Source organism: Stenotrophomonas sp. TWI819 (assembly GCF_039673075.1).
GTDB classification, from domain to species: domain Bacteria; phylum Pseudomonadota; class Gammaproteobacteria; order Xanthomonadales; family Xanthomonadaceae; genus Stenotrophomonas; species Stenotrophomonas rhizophila_B.
Genome location: NZ_JBDJKY010000002.1, coordinates 256,858 through 282,022, shown reverse-complemented (window position 1 = coordinate 282,022; position 25,165 = coordinate 256,858). Strand labels below are relative to the sequence as shown.

General features: G+C 67.7%; 12 protein-coding genes. 6 read left to right on the top strand and 6 right to left on the bottom strand.

The genetic code is table 11. From position 1 onward, the window contains the following. Positions 1-131: 131 nt before the first annotated feature. Both ABE463_RS03860 and purL read right to left on the bottom strand, forming a co-directional pair. On the bottom strand, positions 132-7,736 hold the full coding sequence (locus ABE463_RS03860) for an ESPR-type extended signal peptide-containing protein (RefSeq protein WP_346467320.1): 7,605 nt from the start codon (positions 7,734-7,736) through the stop codon (positions 132-134). A 450-nt stretch (positions 7,737-8,186) separates the two neighbouring features. Beyond that, positions 8,187-12,071 (bottom strand): phosphoribosylformylglycinamidine synthase, encoded by a 3,885-nt coding sequence (gene purL, locus ABE463_RS03855; protein WP_346467319.1) that lies wholly within the window; start codon positions 12,069-12,071, stop codon positions 8,187-8,189. A 290-nt stretch (positions 12,072-12,361) separates the two neighbouring features. On the opposite strand from purL, the gene ABE463_RS03850 reads away from it, so the two are divergent. After that, positions 12,362-14,470: a glycosyl hydrolase family 18 protein gene (locus tag ABE463_RS03850; protein ID WP_346467318.1), complete on the top strand. Its 2,109-nt coding sequence runs from the start codon at positions 12,362-12,364 to the stop codon at positions 14,468-14,470. A gap of 90 nt (positions 14,471-14,560) precedes the next feature. Here ABE463_RS03850 and ABE463_RS03845 read toward each other — a convergent pair whose 3' ends face one another. Both ABE463_RS03845 and xerD read right to left on the bottom strand, forming a co-directional pair. Then, positions 14,561-15,340 (bottom strand): thioredoxin fold domain-containing protein, encoded by a 780-nt coding sequence (locus ABE463_RS03845; protein ID WP_346467317.1) that lies wholly within the window; start codon positions 15,338-15,340, stop codon positions 14,561-14,563. Between the two features lie 104 nt (positions 15,341-15,444). Then, the gene (gene xerD, locus ABE463_RS03840) at positions 15,445-16,422 is read right to left on the bottom strand and encodes a site-specific tyrosine recombinase XerD (protein WP_259261792.1); all 978 of its coding nucleotides are present in this window, start codon (positions 16,420-16,422) and stop codon (positions 15,445-15,447) included. A gap of 71 nt (positions 16,423-16,493) precedes the next feature. Between xerD and ABE463_RS03835 the strand changes: the two genes are divergently transcribed. After that, positions 16,494-16,970, top strand: coding sequence for an RDD family protein (locus ABE463_RS03835; RefSeq protein ID WP_346467316.1), 477 nt, complete (start codon positions 16,494-16,496; stop codon positions 16,968-16,970). A gap of 771 nt (positions 16,971-17,741) precedes the next feature. On the opposite strand, the gene lptG is transcribed toward ABE463_RS03835, so the two are convergent. Together lptG and lptF are read right to left on the bottom strand one after the other, a co-directional pair. After that, positions 17,742-18,851, bottom strand: a complete 1,110-nt coding sequence (lptG, locus tag ABE463_RS03830) for an LPS export ABC transporter permease LptG (protein ID WP_259261790.1) — start codon at positions 18,849-18,851, stop codon at positions 17,742-17,744. After that, complete coding sequence (gene lptF, locus ABE463_RS03825) at positions 18,848-19,927, bottom strand: LPS export ABC transporter permease LptF (RefSeq protein WP_346467315.1); 1,080 nt, start codon at positions 19,925-19,927, stop codon at positions 18,848-18,850. Before lptF ends, lptG begins: the two co-directional genes overlap by 4 nt. 104 nt (positions 19,928-20,031) lie before the next feature. Between lptF and ABE463_RS03820 the strand changes: the two genes are divergently transcribed. The 4 genes from ABE463_RS03820 (at position 20,032) to ABE463_RS03805 (ending at position 25,066) form a co-directional block, all read left to right on the top strand. Next, positions 20,032-21,510 (top strand): leucyl aminopeptidase, encoded by a 1,479-nt coding sequence (locus tag ABE463_RS03820; protein WP_259261789.1) that lies wholly within the window; start codon positions 20,032-20,034, stop codon positions 21,508-21,510. Between the two features lie 85 nt (positions 21,511-21,595). Further along, positions 21,596-22,021, top strand: coding sequence for a DNA polymerase III subunit chi (locus tag ABE463_RS03815; protein ID WP_019182556.1), 426 nt, complete (start codon positions 21,596-21,598; stop codon positions 22,019-22,021). Positions 22,022-22,065: 44 nt separating this feature from the next. Then, entirely contained in the window at positions 22,066-22,254 is a 189-nt protein-coding gene (locus ABE463_RS03810; RefSeq protein WP_088432079.1) for a YqaE/Pmp3 family membrane protein, read from the top strand. Between the two features lie 43 nt (positions 22,255-22,297). Continuing rightward, entirely contained in the window at positions 22,298-25,066 is a 2,769-nt protein-coding gene (locus ABE463_RS03805) for a valine--tRNA ligase (RefSeq protein ID WP_346467314.1), read from the top strand. The last annotated feature ends 99 nt before the right edge of the window (positions 25,067-25,165 follow it).

The following is a 25,165-nucleotide window of genomic DNA, read 5'->3' as shown; positions in this document are numbered from 1 at the left end:
TCAAACGACTGTTCAGGCCAACACTCCATGCGAGCTCCCTGGCCGGCCCTGGCCAGGGTTCCCGTGACCCGCCCCCTCAGGCCTTGCATTGCGTTGCAGCGGGGCCGCGCACGGCCCCGCGTTGGAACGGCTTACCAGCCAAAGCCGGCGCCCACGCCGACCGAGCTGTCATCACTGCTGAAGGCACCGCCCAGGGTCACCGTGGCGCGCTCGCTGAGGGCGCGCTGGTAGCCCAACGAGAGCGCCGATTCGCCGCCCTGGAAGCCGACGCCGACACCGACGCGGTTCTGGGTACGCACGCCGGCGGCACTGGTGGCCATGTTGAGCATGGCCGCGCTCATCGCGCCCTGGCGATCAATGCGACGGTCCTGGTGACGCAGGCGCTGATCGATCTCGCCCTTGTAGATGTCGAAGCTGTCGGCCATCGAGGTGAAGCGCTGGTCGGTGTAGCTGTTGGCGGTCGCGATGCCGCCATCCAGCTGGCCCTTGTTGACCGCATCGGTGGCCTGCGTACCGGCGGCGACGTTGGCGACCTGCCGCTCGTTGCCGGCACTGCCGACCGAGACCGTGTCGGCGCGGTCGGCGACCGAGCCCTGGCCCAGCGCGACCGAGTTGGCGGCTGACGCGGTGGCGCCCTGGCCGATCGCTGTGGCCGATGCGCCGCTGGCTACCGCACCGTCCCCCATCACCACCGCATTGACGGCGGCAGGTGCGGCAGTCGGCACGTTGATCGGCTGACTGCTGCCGACACTCGCAGCGGTCGGCGCCCCTTGCACGCTGGCGACGGCGGTGTCGCTGGCGGCAGTGACGACGCTGGCCTCCGGCGCAGCACCGGTGTCCGATGCTGCGCTGGTGTCCGCTGCCACCCTGGCGGTCGACAGCGACGCCGTGCGTGCACGCGCACTGCTGCTGCCGCCAGCAACCCGCTGATCGAGATCGCTGACCTTGCGGTCCAGTGCGCCAAGTGCATCGCCGACATTGCTGTACGTCGCGCCCTGGATTACATAGTTCGGCGCCACGAACACACCCTGCATGCCCACGCTGGCGCCGCCGCCGAGGAAGGTGGCGACATCGGTCAGCGATTGGAACAGCTGGCCACCGTTGATCGCCTGGCGGCTGCCGGAGGCGATGGAACCGCTGCCGACATTGTCCAGTGTGGTGCCCTGCAGCCCGGACAGGGTCAGCGTGTCGCGGCTGCTGTCGTCGTAGGTCAGCGCATTGGCGGTGACGTTCTCGACCGAGCCGATACGGGAATCGAACTCACCGACCTGGGTTTCCACTGCCCCCACACGCTGGTTGGTGGTGTTGAGCTGGCCGCCGGTCACCGCGTCGGTGCTGCCCGCGGCAACACGGCCGGCCCCGACGTTGACGATGCGGCGCGTGGCCGGACCGTCCGTCCCGTTGCCGCCACCGACCGACACCACATTGGCTTCGACCGCGCGCGAGCCGGCACCCAGCGCCACCGCGTTGGCACCGGAGACACCCGCCGCTGAACCGATCGCGATGCTGTTGGCCCCGTTGCTGGCGAATGCACCGTTGCCGATCGCCACACCGTTGGTGGCATTGGTCGAGGCCTGGCGCCCCAGCACGGTGCTGTTGGCACCGCGGGCCGAGGCATCGGCACCGACCGCCGTGGCCCCGGTCGCCGAGGCGACGGCTGCGGTACCCAGCGCACTGCTGCGGGTTGCGCTGGCGGTGGCGCCGGAACCGGCGGCGAGGGCATCGCTGCCGCTTGCCGTGGCCACGCCGGTACCGCTGGCCTGGAAGTGCTTGCCGACCGCATCGGCGGTGGCCGCGACCGAATCGAGCTGCGACTTGGTCACCGCATCGCTGGCATTGACCGCGTCACCGACATTGGTGATCCGGCGCGTCGCCGGGCCGGTGGTGCCGTTGCCGCCACCGACCGAGACCACATTGGCCTCGCTGGTGCGGGCACCGGCGCCGAGCGCGACGCTGCCTGCGCCACTGGCCGACGAACTGCTGCCCAAGGCCGTGGCATTGATGCCGCTGTAGGCGTAGCTGTCCTGGCCGATGGCCGTCGCACCCTGCGAGGTCGCCCATGCCAGCTGCCCTACCGCAGTGGTGCGTGCAGCGGTGGCCCAAGCATTGGAACCGGCCGCGACGCTGTTGTCGCCACTGGCCTGCGATGCGTAGCCGATCGCATTGGCGTAGCTGCCAGACGCGGCACTGCCCCAGCCCAGTGCGGAGGCGTAATCACCACTGGCTTCGGCCCCGTAGCCCAGCGCCGTGGTGCGTACCCCACTGGCCGCGCTGAAGGTACCCACCGCCGTGCTGTAGTCACTGCCGGCCTCGGCGCTGTAGCCGAAGGCCGAGGACTGCAGTCCTGCCGCAGTGGCACCGGCGCCGGTGGCGGTGCTGAAGCTGCCCTCGGCCTGTGCGCCGGCGCCCAGTGCAGTGGCGCCCACGCCATTGGCGCTGGTGGCCTGGTCGAGCAGGACGTTGCCGTTGTCGTCTTCGTAGTACAGCGCACCGCCGATCGCAGTCGCCGAGTCCGCCGTTGCCGACGCATTGAAGCCCGACGCAGACGCATTGCGGCCGGAGGCCAGCGCGCCGCTGCCATAGGCCGATGCGCCGGTACCGAACGCGTTGGCGGCCTCACCCGCGGCGGTGGCATACGCACCGTCGACGTAGCTGCCGACGTCATCGCCATTACCGCTGCCCGACGCCTGGAAGAAGCGACTGGTGGTTTCAGCCACATCGGCGACCGCATTGAGCTGATCGACATTCACCGCATCCGTGCCTTCGGTGCCGGCGGCGACGTTGGTGATCTGGCGTTGTGCGGTGGCCGTGCCGACCGAGACGGAATTGTCACGGTCGGCGACGGACCCGGCACCCAGTGCGACGCTGTTCACGCCTTCTGCGCTGGCACTGGCGCCCAGTGCGGTGGTATTGCCTGCATCGGCCCACGAGTTCCAGCCGATCGCGGTGGCGTAGTCATCGGTCGCCCAGGCGCCTGCACCGAAGGCCGATGCCCCCGTACCTGAGGCGCGCGACGGCAGCAGACCGAAGAAGGTCGTGCCACCGATCGCCACGCTCTCATCGCCGGTGGCTTCGGAGTATTCACCGACCGCCACCGCCCCCGAGCCGGACGCGGTGGATGCTGCACCCACCGCGACGGCGTAGGCGTTGGAGGCAACCGCGCCGTAGCCCAGCGCGGAGGACAGCTGGCCCGTCGCCTCGCTGTAGCTGCCGAAGGCCGATGCACCGGCTTCGGACGCACTGGCGCGGAAGCCATTGGCGGTCGCCTGCTGGCCCGCTGCGGTGGCCTGGCTGCCGGTGGCCGTGGCGTAGGCCCCTGCGGCCTGCGCGCCGGCACCCGTGGCGCTGGCACCGATCTCGCTGGCGCTGGCGCCGTTGCCGACGGCCACGCTGTCTTCGCCGGTCGCCTGCGCATCGCTGCCCAGTGCTGCGGCCCCCTCAGCGCTTGCCAGCGCATTGAAGCCCACGGCTGTCGCGTTGTCGGCAACGGCAGTGGCGCCGCTGCCCAGCGCACTGGCGCCGTTGCCGATGGCATTGGAAGCCTCACCAGCAGCCAGCGCATTGTCGCCCTCCACGTAGGCACCGGCGTCGCTGTCATCGCTGCCGCTGGCCTGGAAGTACTTGCTGGTCGTCGCGGCCGCATCGGCTACTGCATTCAACTGATTCACGTTCACCGCATCGGTGCCGTCGGTGCCGGCCGCGACGTTGGTGATCTGGCGCTGCGCATCGGCACTGCCCACCGACACGCTGTCATCGCGATCGGCGATCGAGTCCGCACCGAGCGCCACGCTGTTCGCACCGCTGGAAGTGGCCGCATTGCCGAGCGCGGTGCTGTTCACGCCCGGTGACCATGCACCGCCGCCAACGGCCGTGGAGTAATTGCCCGAGGCTTCAGTAGGCAGCAGGCCGAACAGCGCACCACCGACGGCCACGCTGTTGGTACCGCTGGCCAGGCTGCCCTGGCCGGTGGCGGTGCTGTACGCACCGGAGGCTTCGGCATCACCGCCGAGCGCCACGCTGTTGGAGCCGGTCGCCTGCGCGAAGCTGCCCAACGCGGTCGCGTTGAAGGCCGAGGCCACCGCATAACCGCCGATCGCGGTGGTGTAGCTGGCCGTCGCTTCGGAGGCGAAGCCGTAACCAGCCGAGAGGGTGCCGCTGACCACGCTTTCGGCACCGACAGCCGTCGCACCATCACCGCTGGCGCTGCTGAAGTAACCCAAGGCCACCGACTCCTCACCGGCCGCATCGGACAGCGCGCCACCGGCCAGGCTGCCGGCACCGGAGGCGACGCTGGCCGCACCGGTCGCGGTGCTCTGCTCGCCGGAAGCCAGGCTTTCCGCACCGCTTGCCGTCGCGTACTCGGCGGTCGCCTGTGCGTTGGCGCCCGTAGCGCTTGCGTTGGCACCGCTGGCGACGGCATTGAAGCCGACGGCACTGGCGTTGTCGGCCAAGGCAAAGGCGCCGCTGCCGATCGCCGATGCACCGGTGCCGGCTGCGAAGCTGCTCGAACCGACCGCAGTGGCGTAATCGCCGTCGGTCGCCGCGTTTGCACCGGCGGCCACACTCTCCTCGCCACCTGCGACGGCAACACCGTCACCGCTGGCCTGGAACTGGTCCGTCGCGGCGGTCAGCTGGTCCAGATTGACGGCATCGCTGCCCTCGGTCCCGGCGGCAACCTGGGTGATCTGGCGCTGCCGGCCATCGTTGCCGACCGAGACGGTGTAGGCACGGTCGGCGACCGAACCCGCGCCGAGCGCCACGGTATTGGACGCACTGGCATTGCTGCCCGCACCGATACCGATCGCGCTTTCACCGCCGGCCACCACGTTGGTGCCGATGGCGATGCTGTTGATGCTGTTGCCGAGCGCCTGGAAGCCGACGGCGACGCTGTTGTCGCCGTAGCCGAAGGCACCGCGGCCAAGCGCGGTGGAACTGCTGCCGCGTGCCCAGCTGTTGTAGCCGATCGAGGTGGACCCGGTACCGCTGGCCCACGCTGACTGACCCACCGCCGTGGCGTTGGCCTCGGTGGCCCACGCACTGGAACCGAAGGCGGTGGCGCCATCCGCGGTGGCCCACGCATATGCGCCGGTTGCGGTGGTTTCTTCACCGCTGGCGAAGGCGTTGTCGCCCTGCGCCACACTGTAATCGCCGGTGGCGCGTGCCTTGTAGCCACTGGCCAGGCTGTTGCTGCCGGTGGCCTGCGCGCCACTGCCGAACGCATTGCTGGTCGTGCCGGTAGCCTGTGCACCGGCACCGACCGCCACGCTGTCCGGCGCCGCGGTGGCACCGATCAGGATCGCGTTGCCCTGGTCATCGATCAGCGGCTGGTTGTATTCGTCATACGCCTGGCCGAGGCCACCAATGGCGACGCTGCCGTTGCCGGTGGCGCTGCTGTTGCGGCCCAAGGCCACCGTGTCGTCGCCGATCGCGGTTGCACCACCACCCACAGCGGTGGCACCGGCGCCCAGCGCATTGCTCGCTTCACCGGCTGCCAATGCATCCTCGCCCTCGGCGAAGGCACCGACCGCACCACTGGCCGCACCGTTCGCCTTGAACTGCGCCGAGGTTGCCGAGGCCGAGGTCGCAACCGCATCAAGCTGCGCCTTGTTGACCGCATCCGTGGCTTCGGTACCGGCCGCGACGCTGGTGATCTGGCGCTCGTTGCCGACGTCACCCACCGAGACCGTGTTGGCACGGGTGGCGGTGGAATTGGCGCCCAGGGCGACACTATTGGCGCCGCGTGCGGTGCTGTAGAAACCGACCGCCGTACTCAACTCACCGCTGGCCCAGGTTTCCGCACCGAGTGCGGTGGCACCGTCGCCCGGGGCGTAGGCGAAGTAGCCCACGGCCGTGGCTTCCGTGCCGGAAGCTTCGCTCAACGTGCCGTTGGCCACGGCGTAATCGCCACTGGCGATCGCGCCAGCACCGACCGCCGTGGCTGCTTCGCCACTGGCCTGGGTCTGCACGAAGAAGCCCAGCCCCGGCAGAAGATCCGCCGGACCGCCAATGGCGGCACTGCTGTTGCCGGTCGCCACGCTCTGCGTACCGACCGCCGTGGCGTAGTCGCCGGTGGCATTGGAGACCGCACCGAATGCCGACGCCTGTGCACCTGAGGCATACGCACCCACACCGTACGACGACGACGCGAAGCCTGCGGCTTCCGCACTCGCGCCCACTGCCGTGCCACCGACGCCGGCGCTGGTTGCACCGGTATCGACCGGCACACCGCCGTTGGTGATCAGCGGGTTGCCATCGGCATCCACTGCGGCCCCGCCCACGGCCACGCTGCCCGGGCCGTTGGCCTGCGCGTTGGTGCCGAAGGCGGCGCTGTTCTGACCGGTAGCGCTGGCGTTGTAGCCGACGGCCGTCGCGTTCTGCGCGGTGACCGTGGCGCCGCTGCCAAGCGCGGTCGCACCGTTGGCCAGCGCGTTGGACGCCTCGCCGATCGCGGTCGCGTTGTCGCCTGCCGCAAGCGCACCGGCATCGCTGTCGCTGCTGCCGGTGGCCTGGAAATACGTGTCCGTGTTGGCGGCAACCGCGCCAACCGCGTCGAGCTGGGCCTTGTTCACCGCATCGCTGTCTTCGGTGCCATCGGCAAGATTGGTGATCTGGCGACGCAGGCCGTTCTCGGCATTGCCGACCGACACGGTATCGACGCGGTCGGCGTAGGAGCCGGCGCCGAGCGCCACGCTGCCCACCGCGACGGCCGCAGAATTCGCGCCGAGCGTTGCACTGAAATCCGCCACCGCAACGCTGAAGGCGCCGACCGCCACGGAGGCCTCACCGGCACTGGCCGCACCACGGCCCAGCGAGGTGCTGCCCGGCCCGATGGCCAGTGCGCCACCGCCGATCGCGGTCGCACCATCGGCGCTGGCTTCGGCCAGACCACCGATCGCCGTTGCCGCACCGTTCTCACTGGCCGCTACCGCTGATGCACCCAGGGCGACATCGCCCAGACCAAATGCCGCCGCGCTCTGGCCGAGCGCGATGCTGGCATCACCGAAGGCCATGCTGCCCTGGCCGAACGAACTTGCACCGAGGCCAACCGCGAGTGCCTGGTTGCCAACGGCAGTGGTGGCATTGCCGATCGCCTGGCTGCTGTTGCCCAGGGCCGTTGCGCCGTCGCCGTCGGCGTTGGCGCTGGAACCTGCGGCCAGTGCACCCTCGCCATCGATCGTCGCCGCATCGGCGCCGGTGCCGTCACCATCGGCCTTGAAATAGCGGGTCGCGCCTTCGGCGGCGACCGCCACCTTGTCCAGCTGCGCCTTGTTCACCGCATCCGTAGCGGCGGTGCCGGCGGCGACGTTGGTGACCTGGCGCTCCTTGCCGGCATCACCCACCGACACGGTGTTGGCGCGGTTGGTTTTGGAGCCGGCGCCGAGCGCCACGCTGTTGGCGCCGGAGGCGGTGCTGTTGCTGCCGATGGCGACCGCGTTGGTGCCCGAGGCCGTGGCGTTGCCATCGACCACGCAGCTGTCGATGACCTTGCTGTTCAGGACCACGCAGTTCGCATTCCCACCCACTTCCACCGACTGCGCGTGCGCTGTCTGCGTGGCGCCTGCCACGCCCAATCCCAGCGTCAACGCGATGGCGGCCGAGAGCAGTGCGGTGTTGCGTCCGCCAGCGGTTCGGCGTTGATCGATGACGACACCCGAGGACTGGCTGCTGGCCAATTCCGAGGCGACGACCATCTGCCCCAGTGCTTTGTTCCAGACCTTGCGATAAATCCGATTCATCGATGCGGCTCCTGATTAGGCTGGTTTTAGGCAAAGCGACGCCAACGCCGGACCGCGTGGTCCAACGTCCCCTGGGGGCGTTTTTTCGCTTGATTTACTGCGTTGTGCGCAATGGCTGGCAGATACCTACAGCGTGCTCGCCATCCATGCGGTTACTGTGGAACTGAACGCTGTCGAAATGAGGATGCAGTGTTAACGTACAGGTTCAATGACGTCAAGACTTTGACGTTGATTTTCATATGACCGTGTCACGCGTCACAAAACCGCCGCGTTATTGCGCCTTTTTGTTAGCTGCATGTGAGCAAACGATATAACGGATTTTCACGTTGTAACGCCGTGTAACTCATTGCTCCCGATCAGTTTGTGCACCGCATAAAAGAAAACCGCCGGACAGGCCGGCGGTTTCTTCACGCGATTTTCACCGCGCCGATTTCGATGCGGTGCGCAGTATCAGCCGCACCATACTCTTGCGTTGCGGAACATCCGCAGCCACGGCGAATCGCCGTTCCAATCGTCCGGATGCCAGCTGTGGTTGATCGCACGCGGGGTACGTTCCGGGTGCGGCATCATGATCGTGGTGCGGCCATCGGTGGTGGTCAGGCCGGTGATGCCATCAGGCGAGCCGTTGGGATTCAGCGGGTACTGGCTGGCCACGTTGCCATCGCCATCGATGTAACGCAGCGACACGCGCGCCGCAGCCTGATCGACCGCCGTGGCGAACACCGCCTGGCCTTCGCCATGCGCCACCGCGACCGGCAGGCGCGAGCCGGCCATGCCACGCAGCAGGATCGACGGCGATTCCACGACTTCCAGCAACGCGGTGCGCGCTTCGAACTGCTCGCTGCGGTTGCGACGGAACTGCGGCCAGTGCTCGGCACCGGGGATGATGTCCTTGAGCTGGCTCATCATCTGGCAGCCGTTGCACACGCCCAAGGCGAAGCTGTCTTCGCGGGCAAAGAACGCGGCGAAGGCATCCCGCAGCGCGCTGCGCTCCAGCACCGAGGTGGCCCAGCCGCGGCCGGCACCCAGCACGTCGCCGTAGCTGAAGCCGCCACAGGCCACCAGACCAGTGAAATCGGACAGTGCGACACGGCCTTCGATCAGATCACTCATGTGCACGTCGAACGAACTGAAGCCGGCACGTTCGAAGATGTTCGCCATTTCGATCTGGCCGTTGACGCCCTGCTCGCGCAGCACCGCCACGCGCGGACGCGCGCCGGTATTGATGAAGGGCATCGCCACGTCTTCGTTGATATCGAAGGTCAGCTTGGGCTTCAGGCCCGGCGCGTTGAAGTTGCGCGCGATCGCACGCTCCTGGTCGGCGTTGTCCGGGTTGTCGCGCAGCTTCTGCATGGCATGGGTGACCGACCACCAGGCATCGAACAGCGCTTCCCAGCGCCACTCGACCAGGCTTTCGCCCTGCAGCGAGACACGCACCACCGGGGCGGTGGTCGGACGCGCGATGCGCTGCGCGCATTCGGTCAGTGCATGACGTTCGACCAGATCGGCGAACGCGGCGCGGTCTTCCTTGGCGATCTGCACCACCGCACCCAGCTCTTCATTGAACAGGCTGCGGAACGGATCATCGCCCCAGGCATCCAGCGTGATGTCCAGGCCCAGGCGCGAGGCGAAGGCCATTTCGCACAGCGCGGCGAACGCACCGCCATCGCTGCGGTCGTGGTAGGCCAACAGCAGGCCAGACTGCCGCGCATCGCGGATCAGTTCGAAGAAAGCGCGCAGGCGCTGGGCATCGTCCAGATCCGGCACGGCACCGGCGAAGGCCGGCAGCGCGGAATGGTCGGCGTGCACCTGGGCCAGGATCGAGCCGCCCAGGCGCTGCTTGCCGGCGCCCAGGCCGATCAGCCACAACTCGCTGTCCGCGTCACGGTCCAGCAGCGGGGTCAGCTGGCCGCTCGCATCGGCCACCGGCGCGAACGCCGAGATCACCAGCGACACCGGCGACACCGACTTGTGCGCCTGGCCGTTGTCCTGCCACTGCGCCTGCATGGAGAGCGAGTCCTTGCCGACCGGAATGCTCAGGTCCAGTTGCGGGCACAGCTCCATGCCGACCGCACGCACCGCGTCATACAGCAGCGCGTCTTCGCCGTGATGGCCAGCCGCGGCCATCCAGTTGGCAGACAGCTTCACCGTTTCCAGTGCATCCACCGGCGCCGCACAGAGGTTGGTGATCGCTTCACCGACCGCCATGCGCGCCGACGCGGCGGCATCCAGCAGCGCCAGCGGGGTGCGCTCGCCGATCGACATCGCTTCACCGGCGACGGTGTCGAACCCGGCCAGGGTGATGGCGACGTTGGCCAGCGGCAGCTGCCACGGTCCGATCATCTGTTCGCGTGCGGTCAGGCCACCGACGCTGCGGTCACCGATGGTGACCAGGAAGTTCTTCGAGGCCACCGAGGGATGGGCCAGCACGCGCAGACCGGCTTCATGCAGGTCCAGCCCGGCGGTCTTCAGCGCCGGCCAGCGCGGTGCCGCCGGGTGCACGGTGTCGCGGTGCATCTTCGGCGCCTTGCCGAACAGCACGTCCATCGGCAGATCGATCGGGGCATCCACCGGGGTATTGCCCACGGTGGCGCCGTACGCCACGACGAGCCGCTCTTCAGCGGTGGCGACACCAACGGCGGCGAACGGGCAACGTTCGCGCGCGCACAGCGCGGCGAACTCGGCCAGGCGTGCCTGCGGCACACCGAGCACGTAGCGTTCCTGCGATTCGTTGCACCACAGCTGCATCGGCGACAGCGACGGGTCATCGGCGGGCACCTTGCCCAGATCGATCACACCGCCGACGCCGGAGTCATGCAGCAACTCGGGAATCGCGTTGGACAGGCCACCGGCGCCCACGTCATGGAACCAGCGGATCGGGTTGTCCAGACCGAGCGCGACGCAGCGGTCGATCACTTCCTGGCAGCGACGCTCCATTTCCGGGTTGTCGCGCTGCACGCTGGCGAAATCGAGGTCTTCGGCGCTCTCACCGGAGGCCACCGAACTGGCAGCACCGCCGCCGAGACCGATCAGCATCGCCGGGCCACCCAGCACGATCACCGCATCGCCGGGCTGCAGGCGCAGCTTCTCGACCTGGTTCTGGTCGATCGCGCCGAGGCCACCGGCCAGCATGATCGGCTTGTCGTAGGCGCGGGTCAGGCCCTCGCCTTCGGGCAGTTCGAAGCTGCGGAAGTAGCCGAGCAGGTTCGGGCGGCCGAACTCGTTGTTGAACGCGGCGCCGCCGAGCGGACCGTCCAGCATGATGTCCAGCGCCGGGGCCATGCGCGGGTTCAGCGCGCGCGGCGCTTCCCACGGCTGCGGCAGGGTCGGGATGCGCAGGTGCGAGACCGAGAAACCGGTCAGGCCGGCCTTGGGCTTGCCGCCGCGGCCGGTCGCGCCTTCATCGCGGATCTCACCGCCCGCACCGGTGGCCGCACCCGGGAACGGGGCGATCGCGGTCGGGTGGTTGTGCGTTTCCACCTTGATGCAGAACGCCGAATCGACCACGGCCTCGCTGCGGTACTGGCCGGTGGCCGGATCCGGGCGATAGCGCGCGGCCGGGAAGCCGGCCACCACCGCGGCGTTGTCGCTGTAGGCGCTCAACGTGTGCTGCGGGGTCTGCTGGTGGGTGTTCTTGATCATCCGGAACAGCGAGTGCGACTGGTCGGCACCGTCGATGGTCCAGCTGGCATTGAAGATCTTGTGGCGGCAGTGCTCGGAGTTGGCCTGCGCGAACATCATCAGTTCCACGTCCGACGGCTTGCGGCCCAGTTCGCCGAAGCGCTGGCGCAGGTAGTCGATCTCATCCTGGGCCATGGCCAGGCCGAGGCGGCTGTTGGCTGCTTCCAGATCCTCCAGGGCGATCCGTTCCAGCTCACCGCGCGCCGGGGCGCTGAACAGCGCCTGCGCCTGGGCGGTCTCGGCCAGCACGGACTGGGTCATCGGGTCGTGCAGCGCGCGGATCACCGCTTCCTGCGCGGCGGCGTCGGCCGGCCAGCCAGCCAGATCGATGCGCAGGCCACGTTCGACCCGGCGGATCGGTTGCCCGGCACCGCGGACCAGCTCGGTGGCCTTGCTCGACCACGGCGACAGCGTGCCCAACCGCGGCACCACGAAGCGCGAGACCGCCCCGTCCTCACGCCCGGCCAGGGTCGGCTGGGCTTCCAGGATCCGGCTCAGGATCACCGGGTCCGGGGCCGCATCGCCCTCGGTCTGGATGAAGTAGACATGCCAGGCACCGGTGATGCGCAGATCGGCGGCCAGGGACTGCAGGCGGGATTCAAGACGTTCGCGGCGGAACGGCGAAAGGGCGGATGCGCCCTCGAGGACCATCATGTCCGGGGAACCGTGGTTGGGAACGGGGCCCACTATTGTACCCAAGTCGGCCGCCGCGGCCCGGCCCAGGGGATCGGCCTGCCTGGAAGGCGGCAAGGCGTGTTCACACCCGAACCATGCGCTGGTTCACGGATTGCGTGCGGATTACATGACAACGTTATCACCACCTGGCCCAGCGCCCGGTGCTGTCCGTCCCCCATGTCGTTGCCGGCCTCTCTCACCGGCGCCCGGACCTGCTGCACGCATGCCGCCATCCCGGCGGCATGCGCCCACCTGATCGGAGACCGACCATGCCAGACCCGATTGCGCGCCGTGCAGTGACATCGTTTTCCTCCCCCGCCCCGCTTCCGCGCCGACGGCGCTGGTTGCTGGCGCTGGCCTTGGCCGCCGCTGCCGGCACGCCCACGCTGGTGCAGGCCGCGAACTGTACCGGGGCGCCCGAATGGAATGGCGCGGCCATCTATCTGGCCGGCCAGACCCTGCAGAAAGGCGGCGTGCTGTACCGCGCCAACCAGGACATCTGGAACGCCCCGCCCGACCACCCGGCCGGCGCGCCCTACTACACCAACCTCGGCCCCTGCGATGGGAGCGGCAGCAACCAGCCACCCAGCGTCGCACTGACCTCCCCGGCCGCCGGGGCCAGTTTCACCGCCGGCAGCAGCATCACGGTGAGCGCCACGGCCAGTGACACCGATGGCAGCATCAGCAAGGTCGAGTTCTTCCGCGGCGGCACCTCGCTGGGCATCGACACCAGCGCGCCCTACAGCGCGGTCTGGAGCAATGCCTCGGCCGGCAGCCACACCTTCAAGGCGGTGGCCACCGACAACAACAACGCCGTGACCTCCTCGGCCACGGTCAATGTGACCGTCACCGCGGCCAGCAACGACACCACGCCACCCAGCGTCCCGGGCGGACTGGCGTCCCCGTCCAGGACTGCGACGACGGTGAATTTGGCCTGGAACGCCGCCACCGACAACAGCGGTGGCAGCGGTGTGGCCGGCTACGACGTGTACCGCAACGGCAGCCTGGTCGGCTCGCCCAGCGCCACCCAGTACACCGATGGCGGTCTTGCCGCGAGCACGGCCTATACCTACACGGTGCGGGCACGCGACAACGCCGGCAATGCCTCGGCGCAGAGCGGCTCGATCAGCGTGACCACAGCCGCCGGTGGCGGCGGAGGGGGCACCAAACGGGTGATCGGCTACTTCACCCAATGGGGCATCTACGGCCGCAACTACCAGGTCAAGAACATCGACACCAGCGGTTCGGCGGCGAAGCTGACCCACATCAATTACGCCTTCGGCAACGTGCGCAACAACCGCTGCGAAGTCGGCGTGACCCAGGCCTCCGACCCGAACACCGGCGTGGGCGGCGATGCCTACGCCGATTACGGCAAGTCCTTCGCTGCCGGTGCCAGCGTGAGCGGCGTCGCCGACACCTGGGACCAGCCGCTGCGGGGCAACTGGAACCAGCTCAAGCAGCTCAAAGCCAAGCACCCGAACGTGAAAGTGCTGATCTCGCTGGGCGGCTGGACCTGGTCGCGCGGCTTCTCCAGCGCGGCGCAGCCGGCCAACCGGCAGGCGTTCGTGGCCTCGTGCATTGATGCGTACATCAAGGGCAACCTGCCGGTGGCCGACGGCGCGGGTGGCACGGGCGCAGCGCTCGGCGTGTTCGACGGCATCGACATCGACTGGGAGTACCCGGTGGCGTGCGGGCTGAGCTGCGGCACGCCGGCCGACAATGCCAACTTCACCGCGCTGCTGGCCGAATTCCGCCGCCAGCTGGATGCGGTGCGACCCGGCCTGCTGCTGACGGTGGCGGTCGGTGCCGGCGTGGACAAGATCCGTGTGACCGATCCGGCCAGCTACCACCCGTACCTGGATTTCATCAACGTGATGACCTACGACTTCCACGGCGCGTGGGATCCGCAGACCAACCATCACTCGGCACTGTTCGATTCACCGTCTGATCCCTCCACCGGCGACCAGAAGCTCTACAACAGCAACGATGCGATGGAAGCCTTCCTCAGCCGCGGGGTGCCGGCCAACAAGTTGAACCTGGGCATCGGCTACTACGGGCGTGGCTGGACCGGCGTGGCCAGCGGCAACAACGGGCTCTACAAGAGCGCCAGCGGCGCGGCACCGGGCACGTACGAAGCCGGTATCGAAGACTGGAAGGTGCTGAAGAACCTCAACTGGCCGGTGTACACCGACAACGTTGCCAAGGCCACGTGGATCTCCAACGGCACCACGTTCTGGAGTCTGGATACGCCCACGATGGTCACCGAGAAGATGGGCTATGTGAAAGCACAGGGCCTGGGCGGCGCATTCTTCTGGGAGTTCAGCGGCGATGATGCGCAGGGCACCCTGACCAAGGCGATCAGTGACGGCTTGAAGTGACACCGTCGCGCGGGACGCTGCCTCGCTGATCGAGCAGGCCGCTCCTCCGCTGACAGAAAAACGCCCCGGCCTGGCCGGGGCGTTCTGTTTTCAGCGGCTGCCGCCTGCCGAGATGCGCTCCAGCGCAGCCTTGAGCTGCGCCGGCGGCAGGTAGCCACCGAGCTGGGTGCCGTCGGCGGCGAAGATCGCCGGGGTGCCGTTGACGCCCATCTGCTGGCCGAGCTTGTACTGCATGGCCACCGGGTTGGTGCAGTTCTTCGGGGGGACGGCCTTGCCGGTCTTGGCGGCGGTCAGGGCCTGCTTGCGGTCGGCCGCGCACCAGACCGAGATCATGTCGGTGTAGTCCTGGCTGCCCAGCCCCATGCGCGGAAATGCCAGGTATTCCACCGTGATGCCGTTGCGGTTGAGCTCGGCGATGTCCTGGTGCAGCTTGCGGCAGTAGCCGCACTCGATGTCGGTGAAGACGCTGACGGTGTACTTGGCATTCGGCGCAGCGAACACGATGCGCTCGTTGTGCGGCACGCCGTCAAGCAGCTTGCGGCGGTAGCTGAGCAGGCCCTGGCTGCTGACCGGCGCCTTGTTCTGGATGTCATACGGCTGGGACTGCATCAGGTAGCGGCCGTCATCGGAGACGTACAGCACCTGACCACCCACCAACACCTCGCGGAAACCGGGGAACGGCGCCGCGCCGATGAAGTCGGGCTTGAAGTTGGGGTCCAGCTGCTGGAGCGCGGCGCGCACGCGCTGGTCGGCATCGCCGGCAGCGGCCGGGGCCGCGGCAGTGGATTTGGCCGCCGGGGCGGACGGTTGCTGCGCGCAGGCAGTCAGGCTGAGCGCGCCGAAGAGCGCCGCAATGGCAACACGGAGCATCGAGCATTCCGGTGTAAGGAGTCAGGCTGGATTCTCGCACAGCTGCCTGCTCACACAGCTGGACCGCAGTGGAACGGTGACGCGCGGCCGGGTTGGACACCCTCTCAGCCGCGCGGGTGGTGCTTGGCGTGCAGCTTCTGCAGGTGTTCGCGGGCGACCAGCGTGTAGATCTGGGTGGTGGACAGCGAACTGTGGCCGAGCAGCATCTGCAGGGCGCGCAGATCGGCGCCCCGGTTGAGCAGGTGGGTGGCGAAGCTGTGGCGCAGGCCGTGGGGACTGATCCGGGCGGGGTCGATCCCGGCCAGCACTGCGTACTTCTTCACCAGCCCCCAGAACTGCTGGCGGCTCAAGGGATGCAGGGAAGGCTCCAGGAACATCGGCACGGCGCCGTCCTGTGGCGTCGGCACGTTGCGCTTGCCGGTGAGCTGCGGGCGCGATTCAGCCAGATAACGTTCGAGCCAGTGCTGGGATTCTTCCCCCAGCGGAACCAGCCGTTCCTTGCTGCCCTTGCCGGTCACGCGCAGCACACCTTGGCGCAGGTTCACGGCATTGGCCGGCAGGTTGACCAGTTCGCTGACGCGCAGACCCGCGGCATACATCAACTCCAGCATGGCGCGGTCGCGCAGCCCGAGCGGCGTCTCGATGTCGGGACTGGCCAAGAGCGCATCGATCTGGCTTTCGGCCAGCGCCTTGGGCAGCAGGCGGGGCAGCTTCGGCGGATCGAGCAAGGCGCTAGGGTCATCGCTGCGCTCGCCGCGGCGGACCGCATCGGCGAAGAAGGCCCGCAGCGCGGACAGCAGGCGGGCGTTGCTACGCGGCGACCAGCCATGGCGCGAGCGCCAGGCCAGGTAATCGAACAGCCCGGCGCGATCCAGACCGGGCAGCCCCCCGGCAGCGCCATCACGCCAGCGCGCGAGGCCTTCGAGATCGCGCCGGTAACTGTCCAGACTGGCCCGCGCCAGGCCGTGCTCGGCCCAGGCCGTGTCAAGGAAGCGCTGGATCCGCACGTTGTCGTCATCGCGCAGCTCGGGCAGGTGCTGGATGAGCTGGCGGCGCAGCGCGGGGGTGGTGGCATCGGACATTCGCACAGCATACGGAGCAGACCGTGCGTGGGCCATCGAACGCGGGCAGCGGGCCGGGTATGCTCCGGGTCATGACCGATACCGCGCTGTCGTCCCCCGCTGCTGATCGCCCTGCCTCGTTGCTGCTGTGGCGGCTGTTGTCCCTGTTATACGACGTCTTCCCCGCGCTGGCGCTGTGGATGTTGCTGGGGGCGGTGTTCGTGGCGATCTACACGGTGAGCGGTCACGCAGAGCGGGAGAACATCGCCCCGTTCAGTGCGTGGCAGTGGGCGTTGTGGGCATGCTGCTGGGTCGTGACGGGCCTGTACGCGACGATGAGTTGGCGCCGCGGTGGACAGACGCTGGGAATGCGGCCCTGGCGGTTGCAGGTGGTGTCGCTGGACGGCACGCTGCCGACGCGCAGGCAGTTGTGGCGGCGGTATGCGATGGGGACGCTGTCGGTGTTGGCAGCCGGCCTGGGGTTCTGGTGGGCGCTGCTGGATCGGCAGCGGTTGACCTGGCATGACCGGGCCAGCAGGACGCGGGTCGTGCGGCTGCCGAAGTACTGACGCGCTCACGCACTGACGCTCTAACGCCTTCCAGAACAGCGCTGAAAGCAGCGCCTCTGTTTTCTGTGCGTTTGCGGAGAGGCGCAACCCATTTCTGGGCCCGCTGCAAGTCCCGCTCCGCGGCCCGGCCCAGCCGCTGGCGGCTGTGCGTTCGGTCGGATACGAGGCAGTGCCTCGCAAGCGATCCGCCCTCACCCATGTAAGCTCGTAGTGCGCCATCCATGGCGCACTACGGCCCTGAAATGGGCTGCGCCTCTCCGCATTGACAGATTGCGAAGTGCGGCTGGTAAAAGCGGAATTGTTGCGCAGCTGACGTCTAGCTTCGAGCACCGGCTCTCGCGCACAAGACGCCTAAGGAACGCAACCTTCATAGCGAAGTCGAACCTTCGCTCAATCGATCAATCCCTTCGTCGATTAACTGCTCAGTCGCTCAGTCGCTCAGTCGCTCAGTCGCTCAGTCGCTCAGTCACCAAGATTCAATACGAACAGCGACACTTCGCCAACCCATCAGAACGGTAGAGCCGGGCCATGCCCGGCTGCTCTCCCTCCCCCACCAGCACACTGTCGGAGGCGCGGCGGGATTGCCAGGCCGGGACCGTGTGCTGCCATGGATGGCAGCACACGAGCCTACATGGACGTACTTGCGGCGGGTCCCGGAATGGCGAGCCCGTCGCGCCTAGCTCGAGAGCACATGGAGGCCGCTTCGGCTTCGGCTTCGGCTTCGGCTTCGGCTTCGGCTTCGGCTTTGGATTTGGAGTTTGAGCAGATGAATCAGCCCGACTTACGTCGGAACAACAACCCGGACACCACCATCATCACAATCGGCGGCAACGCATACGCAATCCGGTAATCGAACTTCAACGCACCCGCCATACGCCCGAAGAACAACTGCAACAACCAGAACCCCAACGCGAACAGAATGCCCAGGAACAACCGCTTGCCCATGCCACCGCTGCGCAACGAACCGAACGCGAACGGCACCGCCGCCAGACACAGCGCCAGCACATTGAGCGGATAGAACCACCGGCTCCAGTACACATCCTCGTAATCGCGCGAATCCAGACCATTGCGCTTGCGGTACTCGATACTGGTCCGCAGATCCGACGCCGTCAGATTGCGCGGCTTGGAAATACCACTGGCCAACGCCGCCGCATCCAGGCGCGATGCCCACGGCTCCGACTCGACACTCTCGCGCGTCGCCGACCGCTCACCGAAGGTGTCACGGCGGACCTTGTTCAACACCCAACCATTCTTGCCATGCTCGGCCGTGGTGGCATAGGTCAGCGAGGCCAGACGCCCATCATCGGCGATCTTGTACAGACGCACATCGTGCAGCACCAGCCGCGTGCCGCCACCGGACTCCAGCTGCTCGTCGCCGCTCTGTGCATTGAGGAAGGTGTCGCCTTCGCGTGCCCACACCCCCGAGTAGCGGGCTGCACTCAGGCTGTTGCCCCACTTGGCACTGGCCTTGATCTCATCGGCCTTGCTCTGTCCCCAGGGGCCGATCGTCTCGCCACTGAACACCATCACCGCGGTCATCAGCGACAGCGCGATCGCCACCGAAGCACTCAGCCGCTTGCGCGACAGGCCCAGCGCACGCAGCGCGGTCAGTTCGGAGGTGGCGGCCAACTGGCCCAGGCCCATCAGCGCACCGATCACGGCGGCGGTCGGGAAGAAGGTATAGGCGCGGCGGGGCACGGTGTAGAGCACCCAGGCCGCGGCATGGCCGAGGGTGTAACTGCCTTTGCCGACATCCTTGAACTCGCCGGAGAAGGCCATCACCACGTCCAGGCCGACCAGAACGGCCCAGGTCAGCAGGACAGTGCCGAACACGGCACGGCCCAGATACAGATCAAACCGCATGGGGCGGAACAGGGTCATGCGGTCCTCCGGGGACGCGACAGTTTGCCGTCGCGGAAATACATCCACAGCGCGAGCGCCAGCAGTGGCAGGGTCAGCCACCACAGGCCCGCCGCGCCGGGCAGCTTGCCATCGGCGATCCAGCGGGTGCCGATGAACATCAGGTTCATGCCCACCATGTAGGCCAGGAAGGCCAGCATCATCCGGCCGTAGCGCTGCTGACGCGGCGAGCTGCGGGCCAGCGGCAGGGTCATCAGGGCGAAGGCCAGCGCGATCAGCGGCGGGGCGATGCGCGAGTGCAGCTGCGCCTGGGCCTCCGGGCGCGCATCGCCGAACAGCTGCGTGGTCGGCAGCAGCTCGGGATCGTCGTCCTTGCGGGTCTCGGCACCGTCGGGCATCGCCACGTCGTTGCGGGCGAACGTCATCAGCTTGTAGTCCAGCGCACCGTTTGCCGGGCCCTGCACCTGATGACCCTCGTCGAGCTCCAGGTACCGCTGCTTGGCCCCTTCGAAGTACATCCGGCCACGATCGGCGGAGATCACCTCGATGGTGTCGTCCTTCTGGCGCTGCATGAAGACCTTGCCCAGCTGGGTACCGTCGGGCGAGACCGAGGACAGGTAGACCACGCCACCATTGGGCAGGGAGGTGAACTTGCCTGCCTCCAGGCCGGCCATGACCACGCTGCGGTTGGCCTCGTCGATCATCTTCTCACCGGTACGGTCGGCCCAGGGGCCCAGCCACAGCGAGCACAGCCCGATCAGGCCGACCACCGGCACCACCAGCATCAGCAGGGGGCGCAGCAGGCGCTTGGGGCCGACGCCGATGGCGGTGATGACCGCCATTTCCGAATCCCGGTAGAGCCGGGCCGTGGCCAGCAGCAGGCCCAGCATCAGCGCCAGCGGCAGGATCAGCGGCATATAGACGATGAACTGCAGGCCCAGCTGTGAGAACAGCAGGCGGGCAGGCAGGCGGCCGTCGGCGATGTTGCCGAGGATGTCCACCAGGACACCGCCGACGCTCACCACCAGCAACACGATCAGGGTGGCCAGGAAACTCTGGACGAAATCACGCAGGAGATAGCGATCGAGCTTCGACATGGGGCGGTGGTTTAAACTCTCGGATTCGTTCGCGGTGCTGCCCAGTCTACTGACGGGACGTAAACAGCTCGCGATTGTACGGATTTGCCAACGGAATCTGATCAATGGCCCTGGAATTCACCCTGAACCACGCATCGCCGGCCTCGGCCGAGTGCGATTGCGTCATCGTCGGCGCCTACGCCGACCAGACCCTGAGCCCGGCGGCACAGGCCCTGGACACTGCGTCCGGCGGCCGCCTGTCGGCCCTGATCGCCCGCGGCGACGTGGGCGGCAAGACCGGCAACACGACCCTGCTGCACGATCTGCCCGGCGTCACCGCCGCACGCGTGCTGGTGGTCGGGCTGGGCGAGCCGGCCAAGTTCGGCGTCCCGCAGTACCTCAAGGCGGTCGGCGATGCCAGCCGCGCCCTGAAGAGCGGGGTCAACCACCATGCGCTGTTCACCCTGACCGAGATCGAGGTCAAGGGCCGCGATGCCGCCTGGAACATCCGCCAGGCCATCATCACCGCCGACCACGCCGCCTACCGCTACAGCGCCACGCTGGGCAAGAAGAAGGCCGACGAGCCGGGCCTGACCACGCTGGCCATCGCCGGCACCGACACCCAGGCGCTGGCCCAGGGCCAGGCCATCGCCGCCGGCGTGCAGTACGCCCGCGAGCTGGGCAACCTCCCGCCGAACGTCTGCACCCCGGCCTACCTGGCCGAGTCCTCGGTTGCGTTCGCGCAGGCGCATGAAGGCGCCGAAGCGGAGGTGCTGGACGAGCAGCAGATGGAAGCGCTGGGCATGGGTTCGCTGCTGGCCGTGGCCCGTGGTTCGGCCAATCGCCCGCATCTGGTCGTGCTGAAGTGGAACAACGGCGGCGACGCCAAGCCCTACGTGCTGGTCGGCAAGGGCATCACCTTCGATACCGGTGGCGTCAACCTGAAGACCCAGGGCGGCATCGAAGAGATGAAGTACGACATGTGCGGTGGCGCCAACGTCATCGGCACCTTTGTCGCCGCCGTGACGGCCAAGCTGCCGCTGAACCTGGTGGTGGTGGTGCCGGCGGTCGAGAACGCCATCGACGGCAACGCGTACCGCCCCTCGGACGTGATCACCTCGATGTCGGGCAAGACCATCGAAGTGGGCAACACCGACGCCGAAGGCCGCCTGATCCTGTGCGACGCCCTGACCTACGCGCAGCGCTTCGAGCCGGCCGCGCTGATCGACGTGGCCACCCTGACCGGTGCCTGCCTGGTCGCCCTGGGCCACCAGACCGCCGGCCTGATGACCAAGCACGACGACCTGGCCAACGAGCTGCTGGCCGCCGGTGAGCACGTGTTCGACCGCGCCTGGCGCCTGCCGCTGTGGGACGAGTACCAGCCGATGCTGGATTCCAGCTTCGCCGATATCTACAACATCGGCGGCCGCTGGGCCGGTGCGATCACCGCCGGCTGCTTCCTGTCGCGCTTCGCCGAAGGCCAGCGCTGGGCGCATCTGGACATCGCCGGCGTGGCCAGCGACGAAGGCAAGCGCGGCATGGCCACCGGCCGCCCGGTCGGCCTGCTGAGCCAGTGGCTGCTGGACCAGGTCGCCCGCGCCTGATGCCCTGCCCGATCGCGGCCGCCCCACGGTGGCCGCGATCCCGCCCGGCCTGGCGCCGGGTTCTCCCTCCGCTCCAGGCCCTGCCATGTCCCGTGCTGATTTCTACCTGATCGCCAAGCCCCGCTTCCTGACCGAGCCATTGCGCCTGGTCTGCGAACTGGCCCGCAAGGCCAATGACGCCGGGTTGTTCACCCTGGTGCTGGCACGCGACCAGGCCCAGGCCGAAGAGCTGGACGAGCTGCTGTGGGCGTTCGACAACGATGCCTACATCCCGCACCAGATCGCCGGCGAAGACATGGACGAGGAAGAGGCGCTGGTGCTGATCGCCGTTCCCGGCACCGAGGCCCCGGCCCGGCCGCTGGTGATCAACCTGCGCGACGATCCCTATCTGGCGGCCTGCGACCGCGTGCTGGAAGTGGTCCCGGCCGACCCGGAGGCGCGCGAACCGCTGCGCGAGCGCTGGCGCCAGTACAAGGCGCTGGGCTTTGACCTGAACAAGTACGACATGTAACCCGCGCGGCGCCGTCTGGTCGCCGCCGCCCCCGGAGACCCTTGATGCGCCTGTTGATCGCCCTGATCTTTCCCTGGTTCGCCTTCTTCACCATCGGCCGCCCGATCGCAGGCATCCTCTGCCTGATCCTGCAGATCACACTGATCGGCTGGCTGCCCGCCGCGATCTGGGCCGCCTACGCGGTCTCACAATTCCATACCGACCAGAAGATCCGCCGCGCCTTAGGGCGCTGAGCTTCCGGCACCCCCACCTTCCGTATTCGATCCTGGTTCCCGCATGACCCAACTCGCCTCCAGCTACGACCCGAAAACCTTTGAAACCGCGCTGTACGACGCGTGGGAGAAGGCCGGCCATTTCAAGCCGTCCGGCAAGGGCGAGCCGTACACCATCCTGCTGCCGCCGCCGAACGTGACCGGCACGCTGCACATGGGCCATGCCTTCCAGCAGACCCTGATGGATGCACTGGTGCGCTACCACCGGATGCGCGGCTACGACACGTTGTGGCAGGTCGGCACCGACCACGCCGGCATCGCCACCGAGATGGTGGTGTCGCGCAACCTGGCGTTGGCCAACACCGGTGAGACCCGCGATTCGCTGGGCCGCGACGGCTTCATCGAGAAGGTGTGGGAGTGGAAGGCGCAGTCCGGTGACACCATCGAGCGCCAGATGCGCCGCCTGGGCACCTCCAGCGACTGGTCGCGCAGCACCTTCACCATGGACCCGCAGCCGTCCGAAGCGGTGGTCGAGGCGTTCGTGCGCTGGCACGAGCAGGGCCTGATCTACCGTGGCCAGCGCCTGGTCAACTGGGATCCGGTGCTGAAGACCGCCATCTCCGATCTGGAAGTGGAGAGCGTGGAGGAAGACGGCTTCCTGTGGTCGATCAGCTACCCGCTGGCCGATGGCAGCGGCACCCTGACCGTGGCCACCACTCGCCCGGAAACCATGCTCGGCGACACCGCCGTGATGGTGCACCCCGAAGACGAGCGCTATGCGCACCTGATCGGCAAAATGGTCAAGCTGCCGCTGACCGATCGGGAGATCCCGGTGATCGCCGATGATTACGTCGACCGCGAGTTCGGTACCGGCGTGGTCAAGGTCACCCCCGCGCACGATTTCAACGATTACCAGGTCGGCCTGCGCCACAACCTGCCGATGATCAACCTGTTCACCCCGGTGGCGGCGATCAACGACAACGCCCCGGAGAAGTACCGCGGGCTGGACCGTTACGAAGCGCGCAAGGTGATCCTGGCCGAGCTGGAAGACCTGGGCATCCTGGTCGAAACCAAGGCACACAAGCTGCAGGTGCCGCGTGGCGATCGCACCCAGCAGGTGATCGAGCCGTACCTGACCGACCAGTGGTTCGTGAAGATGGACGTGCTGGCCAAACGCGGCCTGGAGCTGGTCGAGAACGGCAGCATCCAGTTCGTCCCGGCCAACTGGATCAACACCTACCGCCACTGGATGGAGAACATCCAGGATTGGTGCATCAGCCGCCAGCTGTGGTGGGGCCACCGCATTCCGGCGTGGTTCGACGATGCGGGCAACTGCTATGTCGGCCGTGATGAAGCCGAAGCGCGCGCGAAGAACACCCTCGCCGCCGACCTCGCCCTGCACCAGGACAGCGACGTGCTGGAAACCTGGTTCTCCTCGCAGCTGTGGCCGTTCTCCACGCTGGGCTGGCCGAACGAGCAGGCAATGGACGCGCGCGGTTTCGAGCGCTACCTGCCGTCGTCGGTGCTGATCACCGGGTTCGACATCATCTTCTTCTGGGTGGCCCGCATGATCATGGCCACCGACAGCTTCACCGGGAAGATTCCGTTCAAGGACGTCTACATCACCGGCCTGATCCGCGATGCGCAGGGCCAGAAGATGTCCAAGTCCAAAGGCAACGTGCTGGATCCGCTGGACATCATCGACGGCATCTCCATCGAGGACCTGGTTGCCAAGCGCACCACCGGCCTGATGAAGCCCAAGGACGCGCCTAAGATCGAGAAGGCGACGCGACGCGAATTCCCGGAGGGCATCATCGCCCACGGTGCCGATGCGCTGCGCTTCACCATCGCCGCGCTGGCCACTCACGGCCGCGATATCAAGTTCGACATGAACCGCGCCGAGGGCTACAAGAACTTCTGCAACAAGCTGTGGAACGCCAGCCGCTTCACCCTGATGAACACCGAGGGCAGCAGCTTCACCGGCGTGCCGCAGCCGCGCACCGATGCCGAGCGCTGGATCCTCGCGCGCCTGGCCGCGGTCTCGGCCGAAGCGCAGACGCATTACGCCAACTACCGATTCGATCTGCTGGCGCAGTGCCTGTACGAATTCGCCTGGAACGAGTTCTGCGATTGGTTCCTGGAGCTGACCAAGCCGGCCCTCAACGGCTCCGATGCCGACGATGCCAACAGCACCCGCCACACCCTGCTGTACGTGCTCGAAGCGCTGCTGCGCCTGCTGCACCCGCTGACCCCGTTCGTCACCGAGCAGCTGTGGCGCCAGGTCGCCCCGCGCCTGGGCATCACCGACGACACCATTTCGCTGCGGCCGTACCCGACCGCCGGGGAGTTCGCCGGTGATTTCGCCCGCGCCGAAGCCGACGTGGAATGGCTGAAGTCGATGGTCAACGCCCTGCGCCGCGTGCGCAGCGAGTTGAACGTGCCGCCGTCCAAGCTGGTGCCGCTGCTGCTGCAGGGTGGCAGCGACGACGACCGCGCGCGCATGACCCGCTTCACCTCCTCGCTGTCGTTCCTGCTCAAGCTGGAGCGCATCGAGTGGCTGGCCAACGGCAGCGACACGCCGCCGGCCGCCGCCGCGATCGTGGGCGATCTCACCTTGCTGGTGCCGCTGGAGGGCCTGGTCGATCTGGGTGCCGAGCGCGCGCGCCTGGACAAGGAAATCGCCCGGGTGGAATCGGAGAAGGAAAAGAGCGAGACCAAGCTGGCCAAGTTCACCGACAAGGTGCCGGCGGCCGTGGTCGAGCAGGAGCGCGTGCGCCTGGCCGAATGGACTGCCCAGTTGGACGGTCTGCGGTCGCAGCGCGCGAAGCTGTAAGCGCACGGGTAGAGCCACGCCATGGGTGGCTGCCTTCCGGGGCGGGATGGCGTGTAGCCACCCATGGGGTGGCTCTACCCTGGGCCGATAACGTAGGCA